Annotated in this window: 10 protein-coding genes; 8 read left to right on the top strand and 2 right to left on the bottom strand. The window is 76.5% G+C overall.

Going from position 1 to position 14,209, the window contains the following annotated elements; translation table 11 throughout:
- Positions 1–136 precede the first annotated feature (136 nt).
- Together VGI02_RS29040 and VGI02_RS29035 are read right to left on the bottom strand one after the other, a co-directional pair.
- A complete protein-coding gene (locus VGI02_RS29040; protein WP_331633593.1) occupies positions 137–1,093 on the bottom strand; it encodes a M23 family metallopeptidase in 957 nt (318 codons plus the stop codon).
- A gap of 496 nt (positions 1,094–1,589) precedes the next feature.
- Positions 1,590–2,564 carry an esterase/lipase family protein gene (locus tag VGI02_RS29035; RefSeq protein WP_331633591.1) on the bottom strand — a complete coding sequence of 325 codons (975 nt, stop codon included), beginning with the start codon at positions 2,562–2,564 and terminating at the stop codon, positions 1,590–1,592.
- 151 nt (positions 2,565–2,715) lie between these two features.
- Here VGI02_RS29035 and VGI02_RS29030 point away from each other — a divergent pair, with 151 nt between their 5' ends.
- From VGI02_RS29030 to VGI02_RS28995, 8 genes are all read left to right on the top strand, one after another.
- Complete coding sequence (locus VGI02_RS29030) at positions 2,716–4,650, top strand: hypothetical protein (RefSeq protein ID WP_331633589.1); 1,935 nt, start codon at positions 2,716–2,718, stop codon at positions 4,648–4,650.
- A 243-nt stretch (positions 4,651–4,893) separates the two neighbouring features.
- A complete protein-coding gene (gene sucC, locus VGI02_RS29025; protein WP_331633587.1) occupies positions 4,894–6,069 on the top strand; it encodes an ADP-forming succinate--CoA ligase subunit beta in 1,176 nt (391 codons plus the stop codon).
- 1 nt (position 6,070) lies between these two features.
- Positions 6,071–6,952, top strand: a complete 882-nt coding sequence (gene sucD, locus VGI02_RS29020; protein WP_331633585.1) for a succinate--CoA ligase subunit alpha — start codon at positions 6,071–6,073, stop codon at positions 6,950–6,952.
- 96 nt (positions 6,953–7,048) lie between these two features.
- A complete protein-coding gene (locus tag VGI02_RS29015; RefSeq protein ID WP_331633582.1) occupies positions 7,049–8,854 on the top strand; it encodes a DUF5336 domain-containing protein in 1,806 nt (601 codons plus the stop codon).
- A 117-nt stretch (positions 8,855–8,971) separates the two neighbouring features.
- Positions 8,972–10,498: a cell division protein PerM gene (locus tag VGI02_RS29010; protein ID WP_331633580.1), complete on the top strand. Its 1,527-nt coding sequence runs from the start codon at positions 8,972–8,974 to the stop codon at positions 10,496–10,498.
- A gap of 436 nt (positions 10,499–10,934) precedes the next feature.
- Positions 10,935–11,621, top strand: coding sequence for a phosphoribosylglycinamide formyltransferase (purN, locus tag VGI02_RS29005; protein WP_414638399.1), 687 nt, complete (start codon positions 10,935–10,937; stop codon positions 11,619–11,621).
- Entirely contained in the window at positions 11,618–13,234 is a 1,617-nt protein-coding gene (gene purH / locus VGI02_RS29000; protein ID WP_331633578.1) for a bifunctional phosphoribosylaminoimidazolecarboxamide formyltransferase/IMP cyclohydrolase, read from the top strand. The genes purN and purH overlap by 4 nt, the downstream gene beginning before the upstream one ends.
- A 309-nt stretch (positions 13,235–13,543) precedes the next feature.
- On the top strand, positions 13,544–14,125 hold the full coding sequence (locus tag VGI02_RS28995; protein WP_331633576.1) for a hypothetical protein: 582 nt from the start codon (positions 13,544–13,546) through the stop codon (positions 14,123–14,125).
- Positions 14,126–14,209 lie beyond the last annotated feature (84 nt).

Genomic DNA, 14,209 nt, shown 5'->3' with positions numbered 1-14,209 from the left:
CCGGAGACCTGCCAGGTCCCGAAGGCGATCCGGGAGACCTCGAGCCCGGTGCGGCCCAATCTCGTGTACTTCATGGGTCCCACGTGCCCGCGACCGGTGCCCGCGCAAAAGCGGTGTGTCCGATCCCGCCGACCGGCTAGTCCGCCTGGGTGCCCAGCGAGATACCGCGCTCCGCCAGCCAGGGCAGCGGGTTGATCTTGGTGCCGCCCGGGGTCCACACCTCGAAGTGCAGGTGGGGCCCGGTGGACTGGCCACGGTTGCCGATCTCGGCGATCTCCTGGCCGGTCTTCACCTTCTGGCCCTTCTTGACGTAGGACCGGTTGATGTGGCCGTAGACGTTGATCGTGCCGTCGTCGAGCTGCACCCGGACCCACATCCCGAACCCGCTGGCGGGGCCGGAGTCGACGATCGTGCCGCCCGCGGCGGCCACGATCGGCGTCCCGATCGCGTTCGCGATGTCGACGCCCTTGTGGGCGGTGCCCCAGCGGGCACCGAAGCCCGAGGTGAAGCGGCCGTCGGCCGGCTTGACGAACTTGGGGGCCTTCGCGGCGGCCTCGCGCGCCGCGGCGGCGTCGGCGACCTTGCGGGCCTTCGCGAGGGACGCGGCGTGCGGGGCGTCCGCCCGGTCGGCGGCGGGCGAGACCGCCATGACGCCGGTCGTGGCGGCGTCGAGAGCCCCCGAGCCCGCCGTGGCGACGCCGGGCGAGGCCGCGGTGCCGGCTGCGGAGAGGGCGAGGTCGGCGCGGGTCTCGCCGGTGGGCGCGTCGAGGCCGGCGGCGAGGCTGTGCCCCGCGGTGGCGAGTGCTCCGACGGCGACGGCGGCGACCGCGAGGCGGCCGGTCAGGGGGCCGTTGCCCCGACCCGGCCCGCGGGGGTCACCGGCCGGACCGGCGGCGGGTGCACCGGGGCGCAGGTCGGCGGGTGCACGGGCCGGCAGAGCGGGTGCCCGGCCGGAGCCGCCGGTGAAGTTCGCGGTCCGACCGTCCGGGACGGGGCGTGGTGCCCGTCCGCGGTCGGGTGCCGCGACGGGCCTGCGGGGTCCGTCGGCGAATCGGGGTCCGCCGCCGAACAGTCCGGGGCCTCCGGCAGGCACACCCGCGAGGGCGGGAGCGCCGAATCCGGCGAGCCCGCCGAATCCGCGGGGAGCGCTCGGAGGAGCGGAGACCGCGAAGGGCGGAGTCTGGCGGGGGGAGCTGTGACGCGCCAAGACCATCCTTCCGCGAGGTCGGGGCCGGGCGCGGACGGCGTGGCGTGGGGGCGCCGGGCGGGATCGTCGGGGTCGATCCGTGAGCCGTTCGTGACCGCACCGTGATGCTGGACGGTCGGACCGTGTCACGGAATCCCAAATGCGGGCAAACTCCCGACCACGACTTCGCCGGGTCACACGCCGTGCGAACCCCCCTACGCGCCGAGCGGTCCTCGTCGGTGCGGGTGACGGATGGAACCCCACGACGAGCGGGACGTCCCGCGCGGGCCGGGCCGGGGCGCCGTCGGCCGGGAGTGGGTGGCGCCGTCGGCCGGGAGTGGGTGGCGCATCCCGCTCGTCAGGTGACAGCAACGGGCCATTGCTGTCACCGGGACGGGGAAGATCAACCGGCGGCGGGCCGGTCCAGAGCCCGCTCGGCAGCGCGCTCGCGGGTGGGGCGGGTCCCGGCCAGCGTGCACGTCACCAGGTGCACGACCTCGGGGTCGATCGTCATCGCCATGTGCCCGACGTGGTCGAGCCGGACGTTCGTGGCCTGCAGGTCGGGATGCTCGAGCCGGGCGTTGCGCTGCGGGATGATCAGCTGGTCCATGCGGCTCCACACCGCGAGGAACCGCGTCCGGCACCCCGGCGCGGGCTCGGTGAGCTCGCGCAGCAGGTCCGAGCCGGGCCGGAGCTGGCGGGGTACGACGGTCCCCGGCAGCAGGTGGGCGATGTGCGAGCCCTGGTGCGGGCTGCCGAGGGTGACGAGCGTGTCCACGCGGTCGTCCCCGCCGAGGCGCTGCACGTAGTACCGGGCGATGAGCCCGCCGAGCGAGTGCCCGATGACGTGCACCCGGTCCACCCCGGACGCCGCGCACAGGCGCTCGACGTGCTCGCCCAGGTCGCGTGCGGCCGCCCGGATGTCCCCGGTGAACGCCGTCATCGGGCTGTAGTTGACCGCCTGGACGGTGCCGTGACCGCGCCGGCGCAGGACCCGGGCGAGGTGCACGAAGATCGAGCGGTTGTCGACGATGCCGTGCACGAGCAGCACCGGGGTGGCCGACCCGTCGAGGTCGGAGACCAGCCGCGACCGCTCGCCGGGGGGCAACGGGTCGGTGCGGTGGTGGGCGTGGACACCGCCCGGTCGGAGGGCCTCGTCGAGCAGGCCCCACGGATAGACCCACAGATGTACCGCCGTGTACGCGAGCTCGACGGCGAGTCCGCGCAGCCCGCGCGGAACGCCCATGGTGCGCGCGACGTAGGACAGCCCGCCCCACGCGGTCGCGGCCACCGACCCGAGCGAGCTCGGCGGGGGCGCCGGCTCGTCCGCTGCAGCGGTCGTCGCCTCCATCGGCGACATGACCCCGGTCACGTCCATGAGGCTGACGTTAGGCGACGTTCACCGGCGTGTCGCGGTGGGCCGGCCGACTGATCGATCAAGCTGGTGGTGTCCCCAGGAACGGACCGGTGATGTCCCCAGGTGCGGGTGCGTGCGCGATCCCTCCGGACGCCTCTTTAGTCTGCGCGGGATGACGGCTTCTCCGGCCGACGCCGGGTCGCGGCCCCCCGGGCCCGCCCCGGCCGGCCCGACACGGCCCGGGCCCGGTGGCCCGGCACCGGGGCACTGCGCCCGGGCGTGGTGGGCCGCCGTCGCCCTGGTCCTCGTCTCGGCGGGGCTGCGCGTGGCGGTGGCCGTCCTCGCCCCGGGCGCACTCGGCGCGCCGGTCCGCGCGGCCGCGGTGCTCGCGGCGCTGGTCGGGCTGGTCGCCGCGATCGCGCCCGGGCTCGCCACCCGACGGGCGCGGCGCACGCCGGGTGCCGCGTCGCTGGCCGCCCCGGCGGCCCTCGGGGCGCTCGGCGCGGGCGGACTGCTCGTCGACCTCACGCTGCTCCTCGACCCGGTGTCCGCGGCGCGCCCGGACGTCCTGCCGAGCGGGACCTCGACGCTGCCCCCGGCGCTCGGGGCGGCCCTGGTCGCCGCGGACGTGGCGCTCATCGCCGCCGCGACCGTCGCGACGGCGGGCCTCGTCGCCCTCGCCCGGACGAGCGGCCGATCGGTGTTCGGTACCCAGCGCGGCGCCTCGCTCCTGCGCCCCGTGGCGGGCGCGCTGATGGCCGCCGCCGGCCTGGTCGCGGCGCCCTTCACGGTCGTGGGCCCGGGGACCGGATTCGCGCCCCACGCCGTCCTCGACACCCCCGCGCCCGCCGGGGCAGGCATCGCGCTGCTCGCCGTGACCGTGGTGGTCGTCGCGCTCCTGCCCGGCGTCCGGGCGTTCGGCACCACGGGGGAGGGCGGCCCGGCCCACCGGAGGCCGACGGAGGCCGACGAGACGGGGATGCGGGTCCGCCGGGCGGTGCACACCGCGCTCGGCGCAGGCCTCGTCGTCGGGATCGCCCCGGTGCTCGCGGCCTCGTTCACGCGGGACGGCCTGGCCGTGTCGCCGGGCGCCGTCCTCGCCGTCGTCGGCGGCCTGCTCGTCATCGGCCTGCCCGCGCGGACCGCCGTGCTGCGCTCGCGGGCGGTCGGGGTCGCGGCGCTGCTCACGGCGGTCGCGGCCCTCTTCGGTGCGCTCCTGCCCACGCTGTCGGGCGCCTCGGACGCCGCGGGGAGCCCGTTCGTCACCGGCACCGGCATCCTGCTGCTCCCGGCCGCGGGCGTGCTCGCCGTGCCGGCCCTGCTGGTCGTCGTCGGGACCCCGCGGCTGGTGGTCCGGGCGCGCCCGACGCTGTCGGTGGCCTGGCTGACGGTCCCGTTCGCCGCGGGGCCCGCCCTCGACGTCGTGCTCGCCGGGGTCGACGGGGGCGGCACGCCCGCCGCCGCGCTCGACCCGGGCCTGGGGACGGCAGGGGCGACCGTGCCCCAGGTCGGCGTCGGGACCGGGGGATGGGCCGTCGTCCTGGCCCTGGTCCTCGCGGTGCTCACCGCGGTGCTCGCCGTCGGGGCGGGTTTCGCGGAGCGCCGCGACGTCGCCGGCGGGTACGCGCCGCTCGGGGCCCGGCCGACCGACGGCACCGACACCGTGGAACCCGACCCGACGATGCTGCCGATGGCCGCCCTCGCCGCCGTGCTGGCCGTCCCGGGCTTCGGGGGCCCGCTCGCCCGCGACGCCCTCGCCGCCAACGCGGCGGGCGGGGCGTGGCAGAACCCGGGTGCCGCTGCGTGGGGGTCGCTCGCCGGTGTGGTCGGGGTCGCCATCGCCGCGCTGCTCGCGCCGCGGGCCCGGCCCGCGCGGGCGCTCGCGCTGCTCGGCGCGGCGGGCACGCTGCTCGTCGTCCGTCTCTCCGCGCTGGTCCTGACCCCGCCCCGTCCGGGGGAGAGCGTCGGGATCGGGACGTGGGCCGCCGTCGCGGGACTGCTCGTGACGCTCGCGGCCGCCGGGGTGGCGATCATGCGCATCCGACAGGCCTCCCGGCCTCCGGAACCCGCACCACCCCCCGCACGAGGGGAACCCTCGGCCGGATAGAGCTGCCGAGGGCTCCCCTCGCGCCGAACCGGGGGTACGCGCTCGTCACGCCAGGTGTGGCGGGGGTCGCCATAGGTGCCCCGCCCGGGTGCGCGACACGCCGATAGGGTCCCCCTCGGTCCCGCCGATCGGGTCCGGGCCGTCCGTCGCGCGGAGCGACGGGGCCGGGCCGCCACGCCGGGGCGGGGCCGCCGCCGGAGTCCACCGACGGATGCTGCCGGTCAGTGATGGAGGAGTTCACGAGTGGACCTGTACGAGTACCAGGCGAAGGACCTCTTCGCCGCACACGGAGTGCCGGTCCTGCCGGGCCGAACCGTCGACACGGCGGCGGACGCCGAGTCCGCCGCGGGTGAGATCGGCGGCGCGGTCGTCGTGAAGGCCCAGGTGAAGGTGGGCGGCCGCGGGAAGGCCGGCGGCGTCAAGCTCGCCGAGAGCCCCGCCGAGGCGAAGGAGAAGGCCGAGAAGATCCTCGGCCTCGACATCAAGGGCCACGTCGTCCAGCGCGTCCTGGTGACCGCGGCCAGCGACATCGCGGAGGAGTACTACTTCTCCTTCCTGCTCGACCGCTCCAACCGCAGGTTCCTCGCCATGGCGTCCGCCGAGGGCGGCATGGAGATCGAGGAGCTGGCCGTCGAGCGCCCCGAGGCGCTGGCCCGGGTGCCGATCGACGCGATCACCGGGGTCGACAAGGCCAAGGCCGACGAGATCGTGGCGCAGGCCAAGCTGCCCGCCGCGGTCGCCGACGAGGCCGCCGACGTCATCGTGAAGCTGTGGGACACCTTCGTCGGCGAGGACGCCACGCTGGTCGAGGTGAACCCGCTGGTCCGTGACCCGCAGGACAAGATCATCGCCCTCGACGGCAAGGTCACGCTCGACGAGAACGCGGACTTCCGCCACGAGGCGCACGCCGCGCTGGTCGACGAGCGCACCGAGAACCCGCTCGAGGCGAAGGCCAAGGCCAAGGGCCTGAACTACGTCAAGCTCGACGACGGCCAGGTCGGCATCATCGGCAACGGCGCGGGTCTGGTCATGTCGACCCTCGACGTCGTCGCCTACGCCGGCGAGTCGCACGGCGGCATGAAGCCCGCCAACTTCCTCGACATCGGCGGCGGCGCATCGGCCGAGGTCATGGCCGCGGGCCTGGACGTCATCCTCGGTGACTCCGACGTCCGCAGCGTGTTCGTCAACGTCTTCGGCGGCATCACGTCCTGCGACGCGGTCGCGAACGGCATCGTCGAGGCCCTGAAGATCCTGGGTGACGACGCCACGAAGCCGCTGGTCGTCCGGCTGGACGGCAACAACGTCGACGAGGGCCGCCAGATCCTCGCCGACGCGAACCACCCCCTGGTCACCGTGGTGGGCACGATGGACGACGCGGCAGCGAAGGCCGCCGAGCTTGCCGCAAAGGCTGGTGCGTGAGATGTCGATCTTCCTGAACGAGAACAGCAAGGTCATCGTCCAGGGGCTCACCGGCTCCGAGGGCATGAAGCACGGCCGCAAGATGCTGGCGGCGGGCACGCAGCTCGTCGGCGGTGTCAACGCCCGCAAGGCGGGGACCTCGGTCGACGTCGACGGCACCTCGGTGCCGGTGTTCGGCGGCGTCGAGGAGGCCATGAAGGAGACCGGGGCCGACGTCTCGGTGCTCTTCGTGCCGCCGAAGTTCGCCAAGGATGCCGCGGTCGAGGCCATCGACGCCGGCATCGGGCTCGCCGTCGTCATCACCGAGGGCATCCCGGTGCACGACTCGGCGTGGTTCTGGGCGCACGCCTGCGCCAACGGCAACCGCACCCGGATCATCGGCCCGAACTGCCCCGGCATCATCTCGCCCGGCCGGTCGCTCGCCGGCATCATCCCGGCGGACATCTCGGGGCCCGGGAAGATGGGCCTGGTGTCGAAGTCCGGCACGCTGACGTACCAGATGATGTTCGAGCTGCGTGACGTCGGCTTCTCCACCGGCATCGGCATCGGCGGCGACCCGGTCATCGGGACCACGCACATCGACGCCCTGGAGGCGTTCGAGGCGGACCCCGAGACCGAGGCCATCGTCATGATCGGTGAGATCGGCGGCGACGCCGAGGAGCGTGCGGCCGACTTCATCAAGGCCAACGTGACGAAGCCGGTCGTCGGCTACGTCGCCGGGTTCACCGCACCCGAAGGCAAGACCATGGGCCACGCAGGCGCGATCGTGTCCGGCTCCGCCGGCACCGCGCAGGCGAAGAAGGAGGCCCTCGAGGCGGCGGGTGTGAAGGTCGGCAAGACGCCGACCGAGACCGCCGACCTGGCCCGTTCCCTCGTCTCCTAGGGGCGGGATGTAGCAGGCTGGGCCGCCGGACCGGCCGCGGTGAGCGCCGCGGCCGGTCCGAACGCCGACGAAGCCGTCCCCCGGGGAGGACATCCCATGAGTGCAGGACCCACGAGCTCCGGTCCGTCGGGGTCCCCGGGGTGGGGTGGCCAGCCCCCTCCGCAGGCGCCGTCGGGACAGAGCCCGTCGCAGGGCGCGCCGGGACAGGGCGCTCCCGGACAGGGGAACCCCGGTGGGGACCCGTCCGCGGGACCCTCGGCGGCAGGCCCGCCGTCGCATCCCGGCCCGGCGGTCGGACCACCGAGCAGGCCGTTCGGCGGTGTCTCGCCGTACGGCGGGTCCTCGTGGGCCGGAGCCGGAGGACCGGGATCGGGCCCCGTACCGGCGAGCGGGGGCCCGGGCCAGGGTGGCCAGCCGTCGGCCTGGGGCCGCCCGGCCCCGCCGCCCACGCCCTCGCGCGGTGTCCCCGCCGAGCGCCAGGGCCACGGCGGCAATCCCGCCGCGGCCGCCACGGTCCCCGCCGCCCCCGCTGCCACGCCCGCGCCGTCACCGGTGGGCGCCACGCCCGGCGGCTCGGCGCGGGCCGCCTCCGGTGTACCGACCGGCCTCGGTCGCACCGCCGCCCTCGTCGCCGCGGGGCTGGGCGTCCTGACGTTCCTCGCGACGTTCCTCACCAGCTTCGACCCGGCCGGTCTGCTGCCCGCCCTCGTGCTCGCGGGCGGGCTCACCGTCGGGGTCGCGGTGCTGCCCGCCGCGCCGCGGACGGTGCTTCCGGGCGCGGTCGTCGCGGTCACCGCGGCGCTGGTCAGCCTGCAGACGCTCTCGGTGACCGACGGCTTCGACATCGTCGTCATCGTGCTCGCGATCCTCACCGCCGCGGCCGCGGTGGTCGCCGCCCTCTCCGCCGTCGGCCTCCTCGCCGGCGGTGGCCGCGCGGGCACGTCGTCCACCGCTGGGACGGTCGCGGGGAACACCCCGCCCGCCTTCGGCGACCAGGCCTGGTCCGCGCCCGGACCGTCCGGCCCCGGGCGTCCCGCGACGCCGCCGGGCGGGCCGCAGCACGGCCAGCAGGGTCAGCACAGCCAGCAGGGTCAGCCCGGGCAGCAGTTCGCCGGGGCGCCGTACGGCGGGGCCTCCGGGCCGTTCCCGACACCGAGCGAGCAGCCCACCCAGCGCGTCGGCCAGTCCGCGGGGCCGCCCGGGCCCGCCTCGGCGCCGACCCAGGCCGTGGGCCCGCAGGCGGGGCAGGGCTCCTCGTCCGCCGCCTCCGGCCGTCCCTGGCCGGCCGCGGGACCCTCCGGCCCCGCGCCGGTCGACGACGCCTCCGCGCGCACCCAGGTCGTGCACCGGGCGTCCGCGACCGAGCCGGGCCCGGCTGCCTCGTCCTCCGCGGCGGGCGCCGTCGCGGACCCGAGCGCGTCGGGCGCCGTCCCCGCGTCGGGCGCGTCGGGCGCCGTCCCCGCGCCGAGCGCGTCGGGCGCGATCCCCATGTCGACTCCGGTGAACGACGGCCGCACGGCGTCCGCCGCCGGTCGGGAGTCCGCGGGCCGGACCCCGGACGCCGCGCCCGCGGGCTCCGAGGCGACGACGTCCCCGGAAGCGTCCGGGGCACGGCCGTCGGCCCCGGAGGGCAGGCAGCCGGCCTCCGCGATGCTCGGCGGCGACCCGGTCGCGCCGGACCGGACGCAGGCCACCGGAGTGCCCACCCCGCCCTCGGGGGAGCACGCCGCCCGTCCGGGGACGGCCGAGCCCGACGAGTCCGGGTCCGGCGAGGACACGCCGCCCTCCGGGTTCCCGCGCGCGACCGGCTGGGGAGCCCCGCCCCGCCGCGCGGAGGCCACCACCGAGACGCAGGCCGACGCCACCGGGCGGAACCGTCCGGGCGCCCACGAGGCCGACTGAGCCGACCGGGCCGGCCGCTCGCGGTGGGGGCCGGCTCCCGAGGGGGCCGGGGCCCGGTGAGATCGGCCCGGCGTGGCGGCCGGATGCGCCCCGCACCGCGTGGAATCGTGGGTCGGCGTGAGCGCAACGGCCCCGACCTCGGGCGCCCCGACGCCGGGTGCGCCGGCCTCGGGAACGCCGACATCAGGAGCGCCCGCCCCCGGAGCGTCGGCCTCGGCCCCCGCCGGGGACGGGCCCGCCCCGCGGCCGCGGCCCGGTCCCCGCACCGGTCTGCCGCCCCGCCTCGGCGTGCTCGTCGAGGTCGCCGTGGTGCCGGTGCTGGTGTCCTACGCGGTGGTCGTGGTGCTGGCCGCGCTGATCACCGCGTCGGCGTCCGGGACCTCGCCCGGTGGAGAGCCCGGCCTCGCCCAGGCCCTCGCGTCGGGCGTGCCGCTCTGGCTGGCGGTGCACCTGGTGCCGCTGACGGTCTCCGGGGCGCCGCTCGGGATGCTGCCCCTGGCCCCGGCGATCGGCGTGGCCCTCCTCGTGGGCACGCTCGCCCGGCGCGGGGTCATCCAGCTCGGTGAGCTGGCGGCTGCCGACCACGACGACGGGACGGCGCGACCCGACCGCTGGACCTCCCACGCCGTCCCCCTCGTCGCGGCGGCCGCCGCCGTGCACGCCGCCGCCGGGGTGCTCGCGGCGGCCCTGCTGACCCCCGACACGGCGATGATCCCGGCGGACGCCTCGCCCGCGACGGCAGGCACGGTGGCGGGGCTGCTCGCCGCACTGGCCGCGGCCGCCGGGGTCGCCGGGCCCTGCGGTCTCGGCGAGCGGGTGCGCACCCTGCCGGGGTGGGTGAGCCGCGGCGTGCGCGCGGGGCTCGCGGCCGCGACCGCGCTGGTGGCGGGCGGTGCGGCACTGCTGCTCGTCGTGCTGCTCGCCCAGGCCGACGCCGTCGCCGGGGCGTTCGCCGCCATCGCTCCCCAGGCCGGCAGCGGCGCGGGACTCTGGGTCCTCGACGCCGCGTACCTGCCGAACGCCGCCGTCGCCGCGATGTCCTGGCTGCTCGGGCCCGGGTACTCCGTCGGCGCCGTCGCGGCCGCGCCGATGTCGACGACGCCGGGCCTGCTCCCACCGGTGCCGCTGGCCGCGCTCCTGCCCGCCGGGCCGCCGCCGACCTGGGCCGGCCTGGTGTTCGCGTTGCCCCTGGCCGTCGGGTCGACCGTCGGCTGGCTGCTCGCCCCCGGCGAGCCCGGCGGGTCCGGCCGCACGGGCCGGGATCTGATGCTGCGGGTGCGCCCGGTCGCGGTCGCCGCCCTGACCGCCGCCGTCGTGCTCGCGGTCGCCGCCTTCCTCGCCGGGGGGCGGCTCGGCTCCGGACCGTTCGACCCCGTCGTCGTCCCGGCCGCCGCGGTCCTGCTCACGACCTTCGTGTGGATCGCGCTGCCCGGGGCGGTCGTGGCCCTGCTCGCCGCACCCACGGGCTCCCCGGCGACGACCCGGCAGCCCGAGCGCGACACCGCCCCGTCGTCGGGCGAGGCTGCGGAGGACTCCTCCGGGGTCGCTCCCGCTCCCGCCGGCTCCGGCTCCGACTCCGGCTCCGGCTCCGAGGCGGCGGCCCCCGAGGACGGGGCCACCTCCTCCGACGACCACGCCGGCTGACGCCGGCCCGGCGGGCGATCGGCGCGATCGGCGCGATCTCGGGCACGGCCCGCTCGCTACTGCCGACGCTAGACAGATGATCATGCCGAGAGCGGCTCCGGGATGTCGCGCTCGACGTGATCATCTGCCTAGTGGGCTGCCGAACGAGCGGGTCGGCCCCGGGGCGGCGGTGATGATCACCCGGCCCTCGAACCCTGGCTCGGCGCGGTGACGGACCTCGGTCATCAGGGATCCGCGGCGATCCGGACTCCGTGAGCGCGTCGCCCCGAAGCCTCGCGCGTGTCGCTCACGAGATCGTGATCATGCTCGGCGACGCCGGGACGCCCCCGGAGTGTCGGGTCCGACACGGCCGGGTCACGGCAGGCGGACTAGGGTGATCGGCGAGGATCGTCGAGACGCCGGGAGCCCAGGTCTGTGCACCGGCGGCAAGGAGATCGTGCTGACCACGCACGCGGGCCCGGGTGATCACGGTGGCGCCCCGGCCGGAATACGGCTCGAGGTCCGGGCGCCCGCGCGCGTCGTCGTCCTCGCCTCCGGCTCGGGCACCCTGCTCCAGGCGCTGCTCGACGAGGCCGGGTCGATCGACGTCGAGGTCGTCGCCGTCGTCTCCGACCGCCCGGACGTCGCCGCGCTCGAGCGTGCCGTCGGGGCGAAGGCCGAACCCGTCGTCGTCCGCCTCGGTGATCACCGCGCCGCCGACGGCACCGTCGACCGCGCGGCCTGGGACGCCGCCCTCGCCGAGTCCGTCGCCGCCCACGACCCCGACCTGGTCGTCTCCGCCGGGTTCATGAAGGTCCTCGGGCCCGCCTTCCTCGCCCGGTTCGGCGGCCGCACCGTCAACACCCACCCGGCGCTGCTGCCCGCGTTCCCCGGCGCGCACGGCGTGGCCGACGCGCTCGCCCACGGCGTCAAGGTCACCGGCGCGACCGTCCACCTCGTCGACGCGGGCGTCGACACCGGGCCGGTCCTGGCCCAGCAGGCCGTCGTCGTCGACCCCGACGACACCGAGGGTTCGCTGCACGAACGGATCAAGGTCGTGGAGCGCCGCATGCTCGTCGAGACCGTGGCCGCCCTGGTGCGCCACGGAGCCACCATCACCGGACGAACTGTGAGGATCCCGTGACCGCCGCTCCGCAGACCGCCCCTGCCGGCCAGGGGACCGACGGCCGACGGCCGATCCGCCGCGCTCTCGTCAGCGTCTTCGACAAGGCAGGCCTGCTCGACCTCGCGACCGGCCTGCACGCCGCGGGCGTCGAGGTCGTCTCCACCGGCTCGACCGCCTCACGGATCGCCGACGCCGGGGTGCCGGTGACCCGTGTGGAGGAGCTCACCGGGTTCCCCGAGTGCCTCGACGGGCGGGTCAAGACCCTCCACCCGCGGGTGCACGCTGGGCTGCTCGCCGACTCCCGCTTGCCCACCCACGTCGAACAGCTCGAGACGCTCGGCATCGCGCCGTTCGACCTGCTCGTCGTCAACCTCTACCCGTTCACCCGGACCGTGGCGTCCGGGGCGTCGCCCGACGACTGCGTCGAGCAGATCGACATCGGCGGCCCCGCGATGATCCGGGCGGCGGCGAAGAACCACGAGACCGTCTCCGTCGTCACCGACCCGACCCGCTACGCCTGGGTGCTCTCCGAGGCCCAGGCCGGCGGGGTCACGCGCGCCGACCGCCAGGGCCTGGCCGCCGAGGCCTTCCGGCACACCGCGTCGTACGACGTGGCCGTGGCGACCTGGATGGGGTCCGTGCTCGCGCCTCCGGGGAAGGACGAGCACGCCGATCGGGGGGCGTTCCCCGACTGGACCGGGACGACCGGCCGGCTGCGCCAGTCACTGCGGTACGGGGAGAACCCGCACCAGGCGGCGGCGCTCTACGGCACGCCCGGCGACGCGTCCGGGCTCGCCGGCGCGGTGCAGCTGCACGGCAAGGAGATGTCCTACAACAACTACGTCGACGCGGACGCGGCCTGGCGCGCCGCGCACGACCACCCGGCCGCGGACGTCTGCGTCGCGATCATCAAGCACGCCAATCCCTGCGGGATCGCGGTCGGGACGGACGTGGCGGACACCCACGCGCGGGCCCACGCCTGCGACCCGACCTCGGCGTTCGGCGGCGTCATCGCGGTGAACCGTGAGGTGACGGTGGCCGCGGCCGAGCAGATCGCGGAGATCTTCACCGAGGTGCTCGTGGCGCCGTCCTACGCCGACGGAGCCCTGGACGTGCTGGCCCGGAAGAAGAACATCCGGGTCCTGACGGCGCAGTGGTCGCCCGCGTCGCTCGAGCAGCGGGCGATCTCCGGCGGGGTGCTCGTCCAGCAGCGCGACGCCATCGACGCTCCCGGGGACGACCCGGCGTCGTGGACCCTCGCCACCGGCGCGGCGGTGTCCGACGAGGTGCTGGCCGACCTCGCGTTCGCGTGGCGCGCGTGCCGGGCGGTGAAGTCGAACGCGATCCTGCTGGCGTCCGGCGGCGCGACCGTCGGCGTCGGGATGGGCCAGGTCAACCGGGTCGACTCGGCCAAGCTCGCGGTGGCGCGGGCGGGGGACCGGGTGCGCGGGTCGGTCGCGGCGTCGGACGCGTTCTTCCCCTTCCCCGACGGGTTCGAGGTGCTCGCCGAGGCCGGGATCGCCGCCGTCGTGCAGCCCGGCGGGTCGGTGCGCGACAACCTGACGATCGAGGCCGCCGAGAAGGCGGGCGTCGCGATGTACATGACGGGGACACGGCACTTCGCCCACTGAGTTGTCGGCGGGGTGGATCGCCGCCGCTGGGGTGATCGTCGCTGCGGTCAGGGCCTTGTCGCGGTCTGTTGCGCCGTCGCCGCTGCCTTGTCGTTGTGATTCACAACGACAAGGCGACTGCCCGATCGCAGTTCCCCGCGACAGGAGCGCGCACCGCTCGCCGGCCCGTTACGGCGGCATGTGGCCGGCCGCCCAGCAGGGCGGTTCCCTGATCACGCGCTGAAGGGTGGTGCCGGGCGGTGGCCGTCCGCCCGGCGGTGGGCGGAGCCTTCAGGTCGGCATCAGCTCGCCCGCCCCAGGAGGAGAACCGTGACCGGACCGCACGACCCCGACGAACGCCACGGGGCCGAGGAGGAGCCCTGGTACGCCACCGCGTCCCACGGGTCCGGGTACGACGACGAGCCCGCGGCGTCACCGTCGACGGGTGACGACGACGGCGAGGCGGCGATCGCGGGGGTCCCCGCCGGCTCGGAGCACCCCGCGGGTCCCCCGGAAGGCCCGACCGACCCTCCGACGCTGCCGGGGACCTCGGGTCCGGGAGGTGCGCACCCGTCGGCGGAGCCTCCGACGGTGCGCTCCACGACACCCGGGGGCGTGCCCGCCGCGGCTCCTCGACAGGGCTGGTGGCGATCGCGGCGGGTGCGCGTGGGAGCCGCCGCGACGCTGGCGGGCCTGGTCCTGCTCGGCGGTGGTTTCGGGGCGGGCTTCGCCGTGGCGGACGCCGCCACCCCGCCCGCCGCGACGCACGCGGCGGCCGGGGCGAAGGGGCAGGCGAAGGGGCAGGGGGCCCGGAAGCGGCACGCGGCGGCGCAGCGTCGCCAGCAGGCCCCGTCGGGGACCGCCACGACGCCGGGCACGGTCCCGGGTGCCGTGGCCGTCCCGACGTTCTGACCGTCACTCCGTCGGTCACGACGTCGTCGTGGCGCACTGTCGGTGGGGTGGGTTAGCGTTCTCCTCGTTCGAACATGTGTTCGA

The organism is Actinomycetospora sp., from assembly GCF_036497245.1.
Classification (GTDB): domain Bacteria; phylum Actinomycetota; class Actinomycetes; order Mycobacteriales; family Pseudonocardiaceae; genus Actinomycetospora.
Note: the sequence above shows the minus strand (reverse complement) of the source record. Positions and strands in the feature narration are given on the sequence as shown.